This window comes from Larkinella harenae (assembly GCF_054780515.1).
On the sequence record NZ_BAAGWE010000008.1, the window covers coordinates 56,250 to 74,383 of the forward strand.

Here is an 18,134-nt window from a genome sequence, read left to right on the forward strand (position 1 = left end):
GTTTAAGGTTTAAAGTTTGAGGTTTAACGCTCTTTGTGAATAATCCCTAGAATCTCGTTACCCCTTGAATTTTGCCTTAAACGCCAAACCTTAAACCTTAAACTTTAAGATGATTGAGCAACCGCAAACCGAGAAAAGCCTGAGTAGTCAGTTACTGCAACTACCGGTGATAGTGGCCGCCCTGGGCTATCTGGTCGATATGTACGATTTATTTCTGTTCAGCGTGGTGCGGGTTCCGAGCCTGAAAGCGCTGGGGGTGGAGGGCGACCAGCTTCTGCCCGAAGGAATTACCCTGTTGAACTGGCAGATGGCCGGAATGCTGCTGGGTGGTATTTTCTGGGGAATCATGGGCGACAAACGCGGGCGTCTGTCGGTGCTGTTCGGGTCGATCCTGATCTATTCCCTGGCCAACATTGCCAACGGCATGGTATCGAGCCTGCCGATGTATGCCGCCCTGCGGTTTGTGGCCGGTGTCGGTCTGGCGGGCGAACTGGGAGCTGGGGTGACACTGGTGACGGAGGTGCTGCCGAAACAGATTCGGGGGTATGGCACCACGATTGTCGCCACGATGGGCGTGTTGGGGGCTATCATGGCGTATTTTGTCGCCGATTTGTTCCAATGGCGCGTCTCGTATTTTGTCGGTGGAGGATTGGGCCTCATGCTGCTGGTACTGCGGATGAACGTATTTGAATCACGGATTTTTGAAAAAGTAAAGGAAAAGCAGGTGAAGCGGGGCGATTTGATTATGCTGTTCACCAAGCCGGAACGGTTTTGGAAATACCTGCAATGCATCCTGGTTGGTTTGCCAATCTGGTTTGTCGTCGGCATTCTGATCACGTTTTCGCCGGAGCTGGGCCAGGCCATGGGCTTGTCGGAACCCGTGGTGGCCGGTAAGGCGGTCATGCTTTCCTTCGCCGGACAGGTTGTGGGCGATATTGCCAGCGGTTTACTAAGCCAGGTTTTCAAAAGCCGTAAAAAAGTAATCGGCGGTTTTATTGCGCTGTCGTTGTTTTTCGTACTGATTTACCTGCTGGTTCCGTTGAATGACCTGGATACCTTCTATATGGTGTGCGTCTTTTTGGGCATTGCAAACGGCTATTGGGCCTTGTTTGTCACCATTGCCGCCGAGCTGTTTGGTACCAACCTGCGGGCCACCGTAGCCACCACCGTTCCAAACTTTGTGCGGGGAGCGGTCATTCCGCTGACATCTCTGTTTGTGTATGGCAAAGATCACTTTGGTACCCTGAACAGTGCGCTTGCCGTAGGGTTACTCACTTCAGGAATGGCCTTTATTGCGTTGTTTTTCATGGAAGAAACGTTCAAAAAGGATCTGAACTATGTGGAGACGGACTAGCCGGTTCGGGGCTTGGGCTGGCTTGCTGGCCCTTGCTGTTTCGGTGGGGAAGGCGCAAAAACCAACCGCCGGTTTTCAATTGCATCCTCAAAATCCGCATTATTTTCAGTATCAGAACAAACCGATGGTGCTCGTCGGCTCGGGCGAGCACTACGGTGCGGTCATCAACCTGGATTTCGACTACAAAACGTACTTGCAGGCGACTGCGACCGATGGTATGAATACCACCCGGCTGTTTACGGGGGCCTACATCGAAAAACCCGGGGTTTTTGGTATTTTAAAAAATACCCTTGCCCCGGCGGAGGGCCGGTTGGTGCTTCCCTGGCGTCGGAGCAACGAAACCGGCTTTGCACTGGGGGGCAACCGGTTTGACCTCAATCAGTGGGACCCGGCGTATTTTGACCGGCTGAAAAGTTTCATGATTGAGGCCCGAAAAAACGGCGTCATTGTGGAAATCAATCTGTTTTCGGCGCATTACGGCGATGGGTGGGTCAATTGCGCTTTCCACCACAAAAACAATGTCAACAACACCGACAGCGTTCGTTCACAACTGGTAAACACCCTGGAAAACGGGAATCTGCTGGCGCATCAGGAACGGTATGTCCGAAAGATCGTGCGGGAGCTGAACGGTTTTGATAACCTGTACTTCGAGATACAGAATGAACCCTGGGCCGATCAGACGGAAATTATTCTGAAACGCAACGAATACGGTCCTGACAACGACTGGCGCTCAACCCTGCAAGTGGTTTCCCAACGCTCGAATGCCTGGCATCGGCAGGTGGCCCGCTGGATCAAAGACGAGGAGGGTCAGTTGCCCAACCGGCACCTGATTTCGCAGGATATCAGTAATTTCCACTACCCAATTGCCGATGCCGATCCGAACATTTCCATCTTCACTTTTCACTACGCCCTGCCGGAAGCGGTTTCGGAAAATTACCACCTGAATCGTGTGATCGGTTTCAATGAAACGGGATTTGCCGGTCGGGAGGATGCTACGTACCGGCGGCAGGCCTGGCGGTTTCTGATGGCCGGGGGCGGGCTGTTCAACCAGCTTGATTATTCGTATTCGGTGGGAGCCGAAACCGGGAAGGATACTTCCTATAAAGCACCCGGTGGCGGAAGCCCGGCTCTGCGGGCGCAGTTCAAGACGCTAAAAACCTTTTTCGAATCGCTGAATTTCGTGCCACTCAAACCCGATCCGTCGGTGGTGGCGGTGGCCCCTGGCGCCCGAACGCAGGCACTGAGCAACGGAACGTCGGAATGGGTGATCTATTACGAACCGATGGCCGTCAAACCGTACGAATTGAGTCTCAAGCTGAAAAAAGGAACGTATCGGGCCGAATGGACGGACGTGGTGACGGGCCAGAAACTCAACACCGCAACCGTGAGCAACGGGCGGCTGGTGGTGCCGGACGGAAAAAACGACAAAGTGGTGGTGATCCGGTCGGCGTCGGCCCAAACCCGTTAAGCCTGGGAGACGGTGGCTGGTTTGAGCAGTGGCAAGGTAACCGTGAAATAACCGTCCTGCTCGGCGATGATCGGTTCCGATTCGCCGAGCAGCCGGTATTTGGCTACAATGTTGGTTAGTCCCACGCGGTTGGACACCACCCGGGTCGTTTTGCGCTGGAGGTTGTTGCGAACCTGAAGCCAGTTTTCGGGCGTCAGTTCGATTTGAATTTCCAGCGGTTTTCCGGCCAGAATACGGTTGTGCTTGACGGCATTTTCCACCAGCAGTTGAAGGCTCAGCGGAGGCAGTTGCCGGTCGTGATGAGTGGGCGGAACGTCGAGCGAGAGTGCCACGCCGGTTCCGTGCCGCATTTTCAGCAGGTGGTAGTACGACTGAATAAACGTCAGCTCGTTTTCCAGCGTCGTCAGCGTGTTTTCGTTGGTTTGCAGCAGGTAGCGGTACACTTTCGCCAGCTCATCGACGTATTGCTCGGCCTGTTTCGGTTCTTCACTAATGAGCGACGACAGGGCGTTGAGGCTATTAAACAGAAAATGCGGATTAATCTGGTTCTTCAGCACGTCCAGCTGGTTGAGCAACACCTCGCGTTTGTAGGTTTCGGCCTGCAAACTGTTTTCCTTCCATTTGGTCAGCGAATAAAGGCCTTCGTACAAACCGATAAAAAGAATGATGGTGCAGGCTCCCAGCCAGAGGTTATTGGTCGCCAGTTTTTCCGGGTGAAAATTCAGGAAAGGAATGGCCTGGAAGGTGTAGAAAGGAATCAGGGTAGAAGCGCCGATGGTCGACAGAAACACCAGAAACTCCAGCCCGATCCGCGTTAAGGTCTGCCGGATTTCGGGAAACCGTTTCATGATCCGGAAGATCAGGTTTTCCTGAATCACTAATAACATCATACAAACCACGTAGGCGAAAACCGTGGTGGGAAGCCAGATTCGCCAGTCAGAAAGGTAACGGTTGCCAAACCAGTTGTAGACGCCAATCGGGGCCGACCAGGAAACCAGGCCCACAAAAATCCAGATGCGTCGCTTCGAAAAGCGGAGCAGGGGATGTTGGAAAATCCGGCGAAATGGCATGAACGGTATGACAGAACGAAGAACGACTCGGCCTGCAGCAGGCTGCGTTATTTTACTGGCTAATATAGGTTTTTTGCTTGATGGAAACAAGACGAACCGGTCACAACGACATTTGCTTCACCGAAAAAAACCGTTAAAACCAACGAGAACTAAAAAAGTCGGGCCACCGGAAACGTGGCCCGACTCCCAGTCAGCGCCATTTACCGTTTTTCGTTCGAAAACGAATACGGAAAGGCCGAGGGCTGAGTGCCACGTTGCTGGTTGGGTGTGGGGCGCATCGTAAACTCAACGGTTCCGCCCTGCAAGAGTGCCTGGTGGCTCAGCCAGTTGGCCGCATACGGTTTTCCGTTTACCTTCACCGCATCCACGTACCGGTTTTTCTCCAAGTTGGTGGGTGAATTGATTACCAGCTTTTTGCCGTTTTCGAGCGTAATCGTCGCTTTTTTAAACAACGGAGCGCCCAGCACGTACTGATCGGTTCCGGGGCAGACCGGATAAAAACCCAGTGCCGAAAACACGTACCAGGCCGAAGTCTGGCCGTTGTCTTCGTCGCCACAGTAGCCGTCGGGCGTGGGCAGGTACAGCCGGTTCAGGGTTTCGCGAATCCAGTACTGGGTTTTCCAGGGCGCTCCGGCGTAGTTGTAGAGGTAGATCATGTGCTGAATGGGTTGGTTGCCGTGGGCGTAATTGCCCATATCGGCGATCTGCATTTCCCGAATTTCGTGGATCACGCTGCCGTAGTAGCTTTCATCGAAAACCGGTGGCAGCGTAAAAACCGAGTCCAGCTTGGCGACAAAATTCTTCGGGCCGCCCATCAATCCGATCAGCCCCTGTACATCGTGGAAAACCGACCAGGTGTAGTGCCAGCTGTTGCCCTCCGTAAACGCGTCACCCCATTTAAACGGGTTGAACGGTTTTTGAAACGTACCATCCTGGTTTTTGCCGCGCATCAGGCCCGTGGCCGGGTCGAAGAGGTTGCGGTAATTCTGGCTGCGTTTGGCAAACCGGTCAATTTCGGCCTGCGGGCGTTTGAGGGCTTTGGCCAGTTGGTAAATTGTAAAGTCGGCGTAAGCGTATTCCAGCGTTCGGGCGGCATTTTCGTTGATTTTTACATCGTAGGGTACGTAGCCCAGTTTGTTATAATATTGAACCCCGCGCCGGCCCACGGCATCCAGTGGCCCTTCGTTTTCGGAATTTTTCAAAACCGCTTCGTAGAGCGTGTTGATGTCGTAACCGCGTAAGCCTTTCAGGTAGGCATCCGCCACAATCGAGGCCGAGTTGGAGCCGATCATCGTGTTGCGCAGCCCCGGACTGGCCCACTCGGGCAACCAGCCGCCTTCTTTGTAGGCATTCACCAGCCCTTCCTGCATCTGGGCGTTGAGCGACGGGTACATCAGGTTCAGGAACGGAAACAGCGACCGGAACGTGTCCCAGAAACCGGTGTCGGTAAACAGGTACCCCGGCAGCACCTTGCCGTTGTACGGGCTGTAGTGCACCACCTTTTGGGTTGCGTCGATTTCGTAGAATTTGCGCGGAAACAGCAGTGAGCGGTACAGGCAGGAGTAGAAGGTGCGGGTCTGATCAACCGTGCCGCCCTCAATCCTGATCCGGCCCAGTTCCCTGTTCCAGGCGGCTTTGGCTTTCTGCGCCACGGTTTCAAACGAGTCGGAGCCGATTTCGGCCAGGTTCAGCTCGGCCTGTTCGGGGCTGATGAACGACGAAGCCACCCGAACGTTGACCACCTCGCCCTTCCGGGTTTTGAAGCCCACGATGGCCCCGGCATGATCGGCCTGCACTTCCAGCGCCTGGCTGGTTGCTTTTTTGTTGTCGAAAACCTGGCGGAAGGCAAACGGTTTGTCAAAAATGAGGACGAAATAATTCTTGAAGTTGTCCGGAACGCCCCCGCTGTTTTTGGTCGTGTAGCCGATGATTTTGTTTTCGCTGGGAATGACTTTGATGAACGAACCCTTGTCGAGCGCATCGATGACCACCGAGGCACTGTCGGTTTGCGGGAAGGTGAACCGGAAGCGGGCGGCCCGTTCGGTCGGCGCAATTTCGGTTGTTACGTTATGGTCGGCCAGGTACACCTTGTAGTAATACGGTTTGGCAATCTCGGCCTTGTGCGAAAACCAGCTCGCGCGTTCATTCTCGTCGAAGCGGATTTTGCCGGTGACGGGCATGATGGCAAACTGGCCGTAATCGTTCATCCAGGGCGAGGGCTGGTGCGTTTGTTTGAACCCCCGAATTTTATCGGCTGCGTAGGTGTAGGCCCAGCCGTCGCCCATTTTTCCGGTCTGGGGCATCCAGAAATTCATGCCCCAGGGCAGGGCGATGGCCGGGTAGGTGTTGCCGTTGGAAAGACTCGGTTTCGAGTCCGTTCCCATCAGGACATTGACAAATTCGACGGGGTCCGGGACCTGATTGACGGTCTGGGCCCAAATCGGTTGGGTAAGAAAAAATAAAAGCAGAAAAGGAAGTGTGCGCATGGAATTGGGGTTGATAAAGCGGAAACCACCACAAAGGTAAAAGCCCCTGCCGTCAAATTCCTAGTTTGGTGGCCGGGGTTTTAAGAGCAGACCGCTAACCGGCTCGGGTAATGCTTGATTAGTGGGGAGTGTGGAGGTGCTTCAAAATAATACTGGTCAGACTGCCGGGATTGTACGGTTTGACCAGAATCTCGTCCAGTCCGGCCTGTTGGGCCCGGTCGCCAACTTCCTGCGCGAGGCTGGCGGTGATGGCAATGATGGGCAGGGTTTCCTTGCGTTGCCGCATGATCCGCGTGGCTTCGTAACCGTCCATGATGGGCATTTGCAGGTCCATCAGCACAACCCGGTGCCGGGAAGAATCCAGCATGTCGAGGGCTTCCTGACCATTCGTGGCGGTGTCGACAGTGGCCCCCAGCCGTTCCAGGAGCGTCTTGGCGAGCATAACATTCAGGGCGTTGTCGTCCACCAGCAGAACGCCAATGGCTTCCAGCGGTTTGGCCTTTTGTGGCGTTGGAGGTGTTTCCTGGTTTTCCAGAGAAACCGATTTTGCCGGAAGCGGAGCGATTTTAGGAAATGTCTGCGTGAAGAAAAACCGCGAGCCTTTGCCGGGTTCGCTGTGGAGGTTCAACGTTACGTTCTGGTGCCGCAGGATCTGCCGGGAAATTGCCAGCCCCATTCCTGTACCGCCGTAGCTGCGGGAGTGGGAGGAGTCAACCTGCGTAAACCGGTTAAAAATCTTTTCCTGGTTTTCGGGCGCAATACCGATTCCCGTATCGGTCACTGCAATAGTAACCGTTGCGTGCTGGTCGTTCTGTTCAACAACATCCAGCGATACCTGAATGTGACCCCGTTCGGTAAATTTAATGGCGTTGTGAACCAGGTTGGCAATGACCTGGGCCAGCCGGGTTGGGTCGCCGGTGACAGTAGATTGAAAGCCGGGGTCGGTGACCAGGCGGAGTGTGAGCGATTTCTCCCGGGCCGACGGCTGGTAACTAGCAACCACATTCTGCAGAATGCCGACCAGGTCCAGGGGTTGAAGATCCAGCGTCGTTCGGGCTTCCTCGTTTCGGTTAAAATCCAGGATGTCGTTGACAATGTGCAGCAGGTTGCGGGCTGACAACTGAATTACTTCCAGATGTTGTTTCTGATCGGCGCGGGGGGTGTCCTGGAGCAGCAGATGATTCAGGCCGAGTACGGCATTCAGGGGGGTCCGGATTTCGTGACTGATGGTGCTCAGGAATTCATTTTTCGTCCGTAATCCTTCTTCGGCCTGATCCTTGGCCTGTTGCAGGGTAAACGCAAACCGGAAGGACAGCACGAGTGATTGCAGAAAGAAAAAGGCCAGGTACCCGCTATACAGAATGATGTCTTCCGGGTAGGCAATCTGGAAGTATTTTAAAATAATGATGAAAAACACGGCCAGTAACACCCCGGTGCTCATCAGGGAGTAATTGGCCCCCGGCCGGCCGCGCCGGGCCGCCAGCCAGTAGACGTAAAAGGCGTACCCAATGTAAAAAACCATCAGCACCAGAAATGGATTGATCAGATGGGTGAAAACGATGGGCGGAAAAATAACCGTAATGGCGGCAAAGCTCAGACATACCCAGGCCATTCCATTGACAATGTAGTTGTGGACATCCCGGGGGTACAGCGATTTGGTATACAGCACAAAAACCGCAATGCCGAGAAAAAGCGACAGGTATTCGAGGTGGAGCAGGAGGGACCACTCGACACCGTGGAAGGTGGAGTGAAGTGGATACTGGTCGCTGCCCGCAATGCGGTAGCTGTAGAGTAGGCAGAACAGTGAAAAGTAGAGGATGGAAATTTCGTGCCGCCCGAACAGGAATAAACCTAAAAAAAACAACCCACCCATGAAGAGGCAGCCGGTCAGGAAGAAATTCAACGCTTCTTCCCGGTTGTACTTAAAAAACAGATCGTCCGCTTTTCCCAGGGTTAAGGTTTGGTCAGTGCCTCCTTTGGAATGGGAGAAGTTTGCGATTTGGAGAAGAATACGTAGCGTGTCCGCTTTTTCTGGAATGGGTTTGATCTGTGTTGAGAAAAAAGGCAAGGTGGTTTCCCGGGATGTGCCCGGCAAGCCACTTCGGGCCACTTCCCGGCCGTTCAGAAAGATGCGGCAGGCGGTGTACATGTCAGGGACCTTCAATCCGAGCGGAGGAGCATTGGGCGGAAGTAAAACGGTGAGGGTGTAGGTAGCGTATCCGTACGAAGGCAAAGGCTGGCCGTGCCAGGTGTTTTGGGTCCAGAGTTTGGGAAATGGCGTATACTCAAATGCGGTTTCGGGGGTGCCCGGCTGTAGGAGCGTTTGCCAGTGCCACTTCCAGGTACCGGCCAAAGGGACGGATACCTGCTCAAAGTTGATGGTGCGAAGATCAATGACGCCATTCTGGGCGAGCGGTAGGGGGGCGGTGTGCACCCGAAACCCGCTGAAGGAACAACCCACTGCCAGAAAAGCTATCAGCCCGATGAGGCTATAATAGATAAACAGCTTCGTTTTGTGCGCAAACGGACGGCTTTTCATGTACTCAGACTGCTTCCCGTTTTAAAGAAGCAAACAGGTTAATTGTCAGACAACGGTTTGGGTATTTTTTACGCCACAATTTTTGCTCCAAAATTTTCTGTCCTTAAAAATAATGGCTGGTGGGTTTACCGGCAAGCCGTTGTGAGGTGACTGGAGAAGAATTAATTTACAGAACCGTCGGAATGCGGGCGGTTTCCAGCCAGAACGAACGAATTTGATTGACCAGATGAGTAAGCTCGTGATAGCCAGTGGGCTTGGTTAGGTAGGAGTTGGCCCCCAGCTCATAACAGCGGGTTATGTGTTCGGGGAGCGAAGAGGTCGTGAAAATGATAACCGGTATGGAGCGATAGGCTGGATTGGCGCGTAATTCTTTGAGGGTTGTAAAACCGTCCATGCGCGGCATGTTCAAATCCAGGAAAATCAAAGCGGGGAGCTGGCGGTTTTTTTCCAGCTGATCAAGCAATTCAACCCCATCTCCCGCAAAAACAACCTCGCAATCGGCCCAGCTTGCCCCTAATACGGTTCTAAACAGAAGCCGGTCGTCGTCGTCGTCGTCGGTAATGATAATCCGGTAGGTGTGGGCCATCAATGGGAATGCGTTGTCAATGGAAGGAGTTGTGTATGTTTCAAAGATAAGTAATATCCCTCAAATACAATTTCAGGCTTTCGTAAAGTTAGTTTCTGTTTCATTGGGCTTTCTTTTGTTATATAAACTAACTTTTTGGTGAGAATTGGGAATGAGCTAAAATAAGGCCGCTGTTACATCCATTTGGGAATACGAACCGGGAAGGGTGGCTGGCGAAGAAAAAAGGGGAGGAAGTCCGGTTGATGGGAGGAATACAGGAAAAAAAAGGGGGTGTTGCCAGCCGGGTTATGGGTTGAGGGGTGCCCGTCATTGCGATCGGGGAGAGGATGAGCCGGAAATTGCACTTCTTGCGGCAAATGCTTTTATTTGTGGCGATTTTTTTGCATATTTGTATGATAGGCCTACAGCTCAGGATGCCAGAAGCCAATTGGCCTCTGGCATTGGGCGGTTCCACATTTTAACCATTGCTTTGTTCGAATTATCGGACTGAGAATTGACTTCTTATGGCAGAAGAAACAGAAGAGCAGAACAACTCCACCAACATTATTCCCATCAACATTGAAGACGAAATGCGCGGGGCCTACATCGATTATTCGATGTCGGTTATTATTTCCCGGGCCCTGCCGGATGTTCGTGACGGATTGAAGCCGGTTCACCGCCGGGTTCTGTTCGGGATGGCTGAATTGGGCGTGAATTACAACAAACCATTTAAGAAATCGGCCCGGATTGTGGGCGAGGTGTTGGGGAAATACCACCCACACGGAGACTCGTCCGTTTACAGTACGATGGTACGGATGGCCCAGGACTGGTCATTGCGTTACCCGCTGGTGGATGGTCAGGGAAATTTCGGTTCGATTGATGGGGATGCCCCGGCTGCCATGCGGTACACGGAAGCGCGCCTGAAACGGATTGCCGAAGAGGTTCTGACGGATATTTACAAAGAGACGGTCGATTTTCAGCCTAACTTCGATGATTCGCTGGAAGAACCAAGTGTGATGCCCGCCAAGCTGCCGAACCTGTTGCTCAACGGGTCGTCGGGTATTGCGGTGGGAATGGCGACGAATATGGCGCCCCACAACCTGACAGAGGTCGTCAATGGGATTGTGGCGTATATCGAAAACCAGGATATTACGGTCGATGAGTTGATGGAGTATATCCTGGCTCCGGATTTTCCGACGGGCGCAACGATTTACGGAATGGAAGGGGTTCGTAATGCTTTCCGGACCGGGCAGGGCCGGGTTGTGCTGCGGGCGCATGCAACCATTGAAGAGAATAAAGGAAAGACCCAGATTATTGTTACCGATGTTCCGTACATGGTCAATAAGGCCATGATGCTGGAAAAAACGGCGGAACTGATCAATGACCGGAAGATTGAAGGTATCTCGGCTTTCCGGGATGAGTCGGACCGGGATGGCTTGCGTGTCGTCTACGACCTGAAGCGTGATGCGGTTCCGAACGTGGTGCTGAATAACCTGTATAAATATACCCAGTTACAATCGTCTTTCAACATCAATAACGTCGCGCTGGTGAAAGGCCGGCCGGTGTTGCTGAACCTGAAAGACATGATCCGGTATTACGTGGAGCACCGCCAGGAGGTGATTACCCGCCGGACGCAGTACGAATTGCGGGAGGCCGAGAAGCGGGCGCATATTTTGCAAGGTTTGCTGATTGCTCTGGATAACCTGGACGCTGTGATTGAACTCATCCGGAGCTCGCGTGACCCGGATGTGGCCAAGAACGGTTTGATTGAACGGTTTGAGTTGACGGAGATTCAGGCAAAAGCCATTCTGGAACTGCGGCTCCAACGGCTGACCGGACTGGAGCGCGATAAGATCATTGCTGAATACGAAGAACTGGCGCGGCTGATCGCTGATCTGAAAGATATTCTGGCCAGCGAAGAACGCAAGCTGACGATTGTCCGGGATGAGCTGCTCGAATTGAAAGCTCGCTACGGTGACGAGCGCCGGTCGGAAATTAACATGCTCGGTGATGGCAATATCAGTGATCTGTCGCTGATTGCCGACGAGGAAATGTTGATCACGATTTCGCACGAAGGCTATATCAAACGGACACCGTTGACGGAATACCGGGCGCAGAGCCGGGGAGGGGTTGGCTCGAGAGCGGCCAAAACCAAGGAGGATGATTTTACGGAGCATTTGTTCATGGCCACCATGCACAATACGCTGCTGATCTTTACCCAGAAAGGACGTTTGTACTGGCTGCCGGTTTATGAACTGCCCGAAGGAGCGCGTGATTCAAAAGGTCGGCCGTTGGCCAACTTCATCAACATTGAATCGGACGATAAAGTCCGGGCGGTGATCAACGTGAAAGATCTGAAGAATACCGATTATATTAATAATAATTATATCGTTATGTGTACGGAGCTGGGGACCATCAAGAAAACCCTGCTCGAAGCTTACTCCCGCCCGCGTCAGAATGGTATCATTGCCATTACGATCAACGAAGAAGAAGGCGATCGGTTATTGAACGTGTGTATGACCAACGGTCAGAACGATATCATCATTGCATCGAGCGAAGGGAAAGCCGTTCGGTTCAATGAAAACCGGGTGCGTCCGATGGGCCGCACAGCCGCCGGCGTTCGGGGGATTGATCTGGAACCCGGGGTGAAAGCGGTCGGGATGGTGTGCATCGGTCGGGAAGACGCTCAATTGCTGGTGGTGTCGCAGAAAGGGTTTGGAAAGCGGTCTCCGCTGGAAGAATACCGGGTGACAAACCGCGGAGCCAAAGGGGTTGGTACCCTGAAAGTGACGGATAAAGTCGGAAACCTGGTTGGCATTCTGGAAGTGACGGATTCGGACGATCTGATGATCATTACCAAATCGGGAACGGCCATTCGGATGCACGTTGAAGAGGTGCGGGTCATTGGCCGTAATACCCAGGGTGTTCGTCTGATCAACCTGCGGGACGGTGACGAAATATCGTCGGTAACCCGTATTGCCCGGGAAGAAGATGAGGAAACGGAAGGGAATGATGGGATTACGGAAGGTCTCGTAACGGGGCCCGAGGAGTCGGCCTCTGAGTAAATGGCTTGATAATCCCACAATTTATTCAGTACTTTCCAACGTTAATTCAGAAAACAACGTTTAACCACAAATTTTAGTCATATGAAACGACTCTCGTTTTTTCTACTGGCGGGGTTTTTATCAGTAGGGGCATACGCGCAGCAACAACAGGGGCTCGATGCGCTGACTGAGAAAACTTTCCAGAGCGAGAAAGAAAAAAGCGACAAGGCGATCACGGATGAAAAATCATCTGCAAAAGCCAAAACCTGGATGGATCGTGCGAAAACCTACGAAAACATTGCTACGCAGGCCATTAAGCTGGATTCCAATGCCGCAAACGTCGCATACGAAGCCTATCAGAAGGTTGTCGAATTAGATAAGGACAAAAAGGGTGGACCCGGTAAAATGGCGAAGGAAGCAGAGGAAGCGCTGAAAGGCCAGTCGCTGTTCCAGGCGTTTATGAACTCGGGAATCTACAAATACCAGGCGAAGAACTTCAAGGATGCGGCTACGTTTATGCAGAAAGCCGGTGAGATCAACCCGAAAGATACGACGGCTGCTCTGTACGGTGGTATTTTCCTGCAAAGCTCCGACAATCCGAGCGCGGCTAAAACACAGTTCGAACGCTACATCGCCAATGGTGGGAAGGACGTTTCGGTCTACACAACGCTGGTGAGCTTGTACTATCAGGACAAGGAAATTGAGAAAGCCATTGCCACGATCGATAAAGGCTTGACGATTTTTCCGAACAATAAAGACTTGAACACGCAGCGCACGAGTATTTTGGTTACTTCCGGCAAAACGGATGACGCTATTGCGACTTTGAAAGAGTCGTTGGCGAAAGACCCGAACAACTTGAATAACCTGCTGACACTGGCGAACATTTACGACAATAAAATGCGTGAAGGATCGGACGAGTTGAAAAAGCTGAAGGCTTCGGTAAAAAAAGGTCCGGATGCTGCCAAGCAGTTGGCTGATGAAAAAGTGGTCTTGAAAGAATCACAAAATGAATTAACACGTCTGACGGCTCGCCAGAAGAGAGAGCCGAAAAACGCGGATGTGAAAAACCAGATCGCTCGCGTCAAACAGATGATCACGGATTCACAGTCGAAAATTAGCGGTTTTGAGAAAGCTGTTCAGGAGCAGGCTCAACAAGGGCAGGCTGCCGGAAACCAGGAGCAGAAGCTGGCGGAATTGACCAAAGCCGTCGACAGCGACCGGTCAATGGTGAAAGAGTATTACACCAAAGCCTTGCAGGTTGATCCGAACAACTTCGATGCCAACTTCAACCTGGGTGCCGTTTACTTCAACGAAGCCGTGATCATTCGGGATCAGCTTTCTTCGATGGATATGAAAGAGTATCAGGCAAAGGGTGCGCAAATTGAAGGTCAGGTCTGTGGAAAATTCAAACAGGCATTGCCTTACTTTGAAAAAGCAAAAGCCGCGAAGGATTCGGATCAGGATCTGAATGATAACCTGACTAACCTTCAGAATATTCTGAAGCAGTTTGAAGAAAAGAAAATTGCTTGTGTCGAAAGCAAATAACAAACGGTTTCGATTAATATAGTAGAGGACAGTTTTAAAACTGTCCTCTTTTTTTATGCCTATGTTTTATAGCGTGTAGTGATAAAGCAAAAGCTAAATTCATCTCGGTTAGAATGAGGAGAAATGATTGGGACATGAGAGAGACAAATCCAGTTGTTAATCCGCAAAGCTAGGGCTTACCGAAAATTCCACTAATGCATGGTCGTCATGCGCGATGTTTGTAAGGTTGGTTGGATTGCGTTTCAAATAATCTGCATGTGTTTGTGGATTGAATGGCTTGGTTATTTTTGTAGCCTAGCCTCGAAATTGTTCTGTCTTGGATTTGACCAGTATGTGCAGAGAAAAAAGTAATTATTACCGTTCAATAAAGCCAAGTAAATTGAATACTAAAGAGGGCGGGGAATTGAATAACATATGGCGGGCTCTATGAATTCGAAAACCTTAGTTAACATAATATAAATTATACAACAAATATTTTGTGTAATTTTAGAGCCTGAAAATCATGTGTAACTTATTGGTTATTAGTTCATTGTATAAGATAGTGTAGATCAATAGTTTATGGATTCACGTGGAACAATAGGCTGGTTTATAGCTCTATAATGGCACTAAAGTTACTGCTGCTTTGATTTCGATCAGCTCAGCATCAGGTAGTATCAATAAAAAAGCGATTAAAGACCCAAATCGCTGAAGTCTTTAATCGCTTTTTATTCTGCAGTTATTTATTTGAAATAAAATCCGGATGGACCTATCTCGGCTTTGAGGGAATCAATCAGAGTTCCATTGGGCTGGTAGCGAATCACGTAACCGGCCTGTTTAAGCGACGGTGCAAATCCGGCGTAAATGATGCCACTTTGTGGTTCAACAGCCAGACCACTGAACAAGCGATTGATAAACGGCGTGGTGGCCGGAACGCTGGTGTCGGTTACGGCGAATCGGTACAGTTCTCCTTTTTGCTGGAAACTGCTGTCGTAAAAACTGTTGACAAAATAGAAATATTGTTTGTCGGCACTCAATCGAAAAAGACTTGGTGACTTTGTGTTGTCGTTTCCGATTTTAACGCGCGTCTCCACGGTTTTGCTGCTGGTGTTGAAGCGAATTAATTCGTGCCCGGAGTGCACCCACAATTTGCCATTGGCATCGACGGCTACCGGGTTTGGATTCGGACCCATTTCGATACTGGATTTCAATTGATCCGTTGTCGTGTCGATAATTATTAATTTGGTGGCTTCACCCGCTGATCCAGCAAACACTTCAGTACCGACCAGCAGAAGCGACTCTACTCCTTTTACCGCCGGGATTTTCTTCGTGACGGTATTGGTAGTCAGATCGACAACAGCAATATAACCCGGATCTTTATAAAATGTGCCATTGTTAAAATCGCCGGAGACGTCCCAGCAACTCACGTATACTTTATTGGCACTCACGCGAATGGCTGATCGCGGATTTTCAATTTCCGGTGATCGCAATGTCGCCAACGATTTAAAGGTATTGGCGTCGACGATTTCAATTTTATCCTGTGCTGCCGTTGTGTTGTCTACTAGAATCAGCCCTTTGCCGTCAGCTTCAGTGTAGCCCTGCACCCCGCCAGTAAGCGAACGTTGGTTGACCTGATTAAATATATCGTAAGTGATGGAATTTCCGGTGGGTGGCAAATACGTGATGGAGCCGTTGTTGTCTGTGAAATTTCCCGAGTTGATCACCAGCACGCCCGAACCGTAGGGCAATGCTTCTGGATTATTGTTGTCGTTGTTACACGACCAGGTAAATGCGACCAGAACCCCTAACGCCAGTTTGAGCCGACTAGTCGATAGCATTGTTTTCTTCTTCATTGGTTTTTGGTATTCAGATTACAGATTAATTGAATGGCAACGTACCGCCCCGGCATAGCGTTGCGCTTGATGTTTAGATAAACAGTGTCAAAAACGTTGTTGACCTGCCCCTGAATGCGTGTTTGCACGGGGCCGAGTTTAACTGCGGTTTCAAGCAGAATATTTGTCAGCATAAAACCGCGCAGAAACTGAATGTTGTCGAAGGTGATGTATTGGCGCGAATTAACCTGATTCTGAATAGTCAGACGGTTTTTACCCCAGGCCATGTACGCTGATAACCGCCCCACGTGTTTGGGAACATACACGAGTTGTTTGCCAACAATGTCCTGTGAATAGGCATTATAAGCCCGCTCCTGGCTCGAGCGTGTGAAAGCATACGTCAGATTTAGCCCCGATTGCCAGGCCAATGTCTGGTATGCAAGGGTACTGGTCCATTCCAGACCCCGGGAAACGACGAGTTGCAGATTTTCGACCCGATACCCGTAGTCGGGATTCCAATACGACCAATTGTCAATGCGGTTGCGGAAAACCGTTGCTTCGGTGGTAGCTTTCCAATTTTTGTCCGGTGCCCACTGCACGGCCAAACCTGTTTCCAGGTTGAACCCATTCTCGGGTCGTAGATCAGGATTGCCCAGCTCTTTCCAATAGCGTTCGTTTAACGTAGGAACCCGGTAGCTTCGTCCCGCTGAGGCTTTGGCCGTTAAGCTTACTTTGTCTTTTTGAAAAATAAAGTAGTCGGCGCCAACGGAAGGCGTTATGGGGGGATCGAACCGAGTGACAAAAGCTTGCCGCAGGTTGGCCGACAAAAGCCATTTTGCTAATTGAATTCGTAAGAGGGCAAACAAATCCGCCCTATCTTCCTCAATCTGCGGAGAATCGTAACCATCGACGCGGGTCCAGTAATGTGACCATTCACCCCCTATCCGCAGCGTGGCCAGCCCTGACGAATACGATTTGGATAGTTCTTTTTCAATTCGACTGACTAGTCGATCAGTCATTGAATGGCTGGGGTTTCTGAAATTCCCGCGGGCGTAATCAATTATATCACGCGTGAAACCCAGCCGTGCTGAAAGCGTTTGGTTTTCGTAAGTTGTTACTAAACGGTATGATTGGGAACGGGTTCGCTCCCGTGCTGTGGTGTCATTTGGCGAAATAACCAAATCATTGTCGGTCAGCCACATGTTCAACGCGAGCTGATTTCCTTTCTGATTTCGGAAATACAAATCCTGGATCACACCTTTCTGCCGGGTCGTTGAATGTTCGACAAAGTAGTTGCCCCGTTCCCGGTACGGAAAATCATTGTTGAAGTGGCTGAGGTTGGCGTATGATTTGCCCGAAACCTGCCATTTTTTACCAACCGGACTCACAAACCGGATGCCGCCCTGGGTGCTAAAATTACGAAAGCTGGCGATCTGCTGGCCCATTGAGGCAAACAAACCCGGCTGTTGCCACTGCGGATTATTCATGAGCAGGATGCTACCACCGACGGCGTCGGAACCTACGCTACTGGCCGAGGAACCGTATTGAATAGCTACTTGATCGAATCCGATGACGGGCAAAGTTGAAAAATCGGTGGTGCCCAGGGTTGGTTGGTTGATATTAATACCGTTCCAAAGCACGGCGGTGTGGTTGGCGGATGTGCCCCGAAAAGAGACTGTGGCCAGCTGACCAGCACCGTACACCTTAAAAGCCAGGGGTGTATGGTACGTCAGCATATCCGTTAGGTTTTGAAAACGAAACTGTTCCAAAGCCACGGAATCGATGCGGTGCGTTTTTAGGCCCGCCGAAAACCGTTCCGGAGGAGTCGCCCAAACCGTTATAGCCGGTAAGGTTTGGTCAACATTGCTGGTCTGCCCGTTCGCAATCGAAAACGAACTGATCAGTAAGGACAGGAAAATCCCGTCTCTGTACCGCATACTAAGTTAATTAAGTAAAAAGGATCGTCTCTAGATCTCCAGAGAGATTCACAAGCCGGTTCTTCTACACCCGAAAGCGGCCGGTTGAACAGCTGTTAAAAAGGTAGGTCTCCTGACTTACTCCCTGCTTTCGGCCTTCCCATCCGACCTTAGTTTCGGACAGTGGCAAGAAGAGAAAACAGACTTATTGAGTTTACAGTTGCGGGGACAGTGCCGGTCTTACACCGGCTTCCCTATTAAGCCATTCCTGACATGTGTCAGGTAGCGCCTTTTCTCAGAGGCAAAGGTAACGCATTGCGAAGGATTTTCAATCAAACC

10 protein-coding genes and 1 riboswitch are annotated in these 18,134 nt (G+C 51.1%); of the genes, 4 read left to right on the top strand and 6 right to left on the bottom strand.

Annotated features, from left to right (window positions below):
- Positions 1–109 precede the first annotated feature (109 nt).
- Both ACYVH9_RS26220 and ACYVH9_RS26225 read left to right on the top strand, forming a co-directional pair.
- Positions 110–1,354, top strand: a complete 1,245-nt coding sequence (locus ACYVH9_RS26220) for an MFS transporter (RefSeq protein ID WP_460639397.1) — start codon at positions 110–112, stop codon at positions 1,352–1,354.
- On the top strand, positions 1,338–2,822 hold the full coding sequence (locus tag ACYVH9_RS26225) for a hypothetical protein (RefSeq protein WP_460639398.1): 1,485 nt from the start codon (positions 1,338–1,340) through the stop codon (positions 2,820–2,822). Before ACYVH9_RS26220 ends, ACYVH9_RS26225 begins: the two co-directional genes overlap by 17 nt.
- Here the strand turns inward: ACYVH9_RS26225 and ACYVH9_RS26230 are convergent.
- The 4 genes from ACYVH9_RS26230 to ACYVH9_RS26245 all read right to left on the bottom strand — a co-directional run bounded on the left by ACYVH9_RS26230 (position 2,819) and on the right by ACYVH9_RS26245 (position 9,503).
- Positions 2,819–3,892 (bottom strand): sensor histidine kinase, encoded by a 1,074-nt coding sequence (locus ACYVH9_RS26230; protein ID WP_460639399.1) that lies wholly within the window; start codon positions 3,890–3,892, stop codon positions 2,819–2,821. The genes ACYVH9_RS26225 and ACYVH9_RS26230 overlap by 4 nt on opposite strands.
- Before the next feature lie 200 nt (positions 3,893–4,092).
- Positions 4,093–6,378: a GH92 family glycosyl hydrolase gene (locus tag ACYVH9_RS26235; protein ID WP_460639400.1), complete on the bottom strand. Its 2,286-nt coding sequence runs from the start codon at positions 6,376–6,378 to the stop codon at positions 4,093–4,095.
- A 118-nt stretch (positions 6,379–6,496) separates the two neighbouring features.
- Positions 6,497–8,917, bottom strand: coding sequence for an ATP-binding protein (locus ACYVH9_RS26240; protein WP_460639401.1), 2,421 nt, complete (start codon positions 8,915–8,917; stop codon positions 6,497–6,499).
- A 166-nt stretch (positions 8,918–9,083) separates the two neighbouring features.
- On the bottom strand, positions 9,084–9,503 hold the full coding sequence (locus ACYVH9_RS26245) for a response regulator (RefSeq protein WP_460639402.1): 420 nt from the start codon (positions 9,501–9,503) through the stop codon (positions 9,084–9,086).
- A gap of 503 nt (positions 9,504–10,006) precedes the next feature.
- Here ACYVH9_RS26245 and gyrA point away from each other — a divergent pair.
- Both gyrA and ACYVH9_RS26255 read left to right on the top strand, forming a co-directional pair.
- A complete protein-coding gene (gyrA, locus tag ACYVH9_RS26250; protein ID WP_460639403.1) occupies positions 10,007–12,547 on the top strand; it encodes a DNA gyrase subunit A in 2,541 nt (846 codons plus the stop codon).
- 81 nt (positions 12,548–12,628) lie between these two features.
- The gene (locus ACYVH9_RS26255; RefSeq protein ID WP_460639404.1) at positions 12,629–14,071 is read left to right on the top strand and encodes a tetratricopeptide repeat protein; all 1,443 of its coding nucleotides are present in this window, start codon (positions 12,629–12,631) and stop codon (positions 14,069–14,071) included.
- A 719-nt stretch (positions 14,072–14,790) separates the two neighbouring features.
- Here ACYVH9_RS26255 and ACYVH9_RS26260 read toward each other — a convergent pair.
- Together ACYVH9_RS26260 and ACYVH9_RS26265 are read right to left on the bottom strand one after the other, a co-directional pair.
- Positions 14,791–15,900, bottom strand: a complete 1,110-nt coding sequence (locus ACYVH9_RS26260) for a DUF5074 domain-containing protein (protein WP_460639405.1) — start codon at positions 15,898–15,900, stop codon at positions 14,791–14,793.
- Positions 15,897–17,816, bottom strand: coding sequence for a TonB-dependent receptor plug domain-containing protein (locus tag ACYVH9_RS26265; protein ID WP_460639406.1), 1,920 nt, complete (start codon positions 17,814–17,816; stop codon positions 15,897–15,899). The genes ACYVH9_RS26260 and ACYVH9_RS26265 overlap by 4 nt, the downstream gene beginning before the upstream one ends.
- Positions 17,817–17,901: 85 nt before the next feature.
- Positions 17,902–18,104: riboswitch (cobalamin riboswitch) on the bottom strand.
- Between the last annotated feature and the right edge of the window lie 30 nt (positions 18,105–18,134).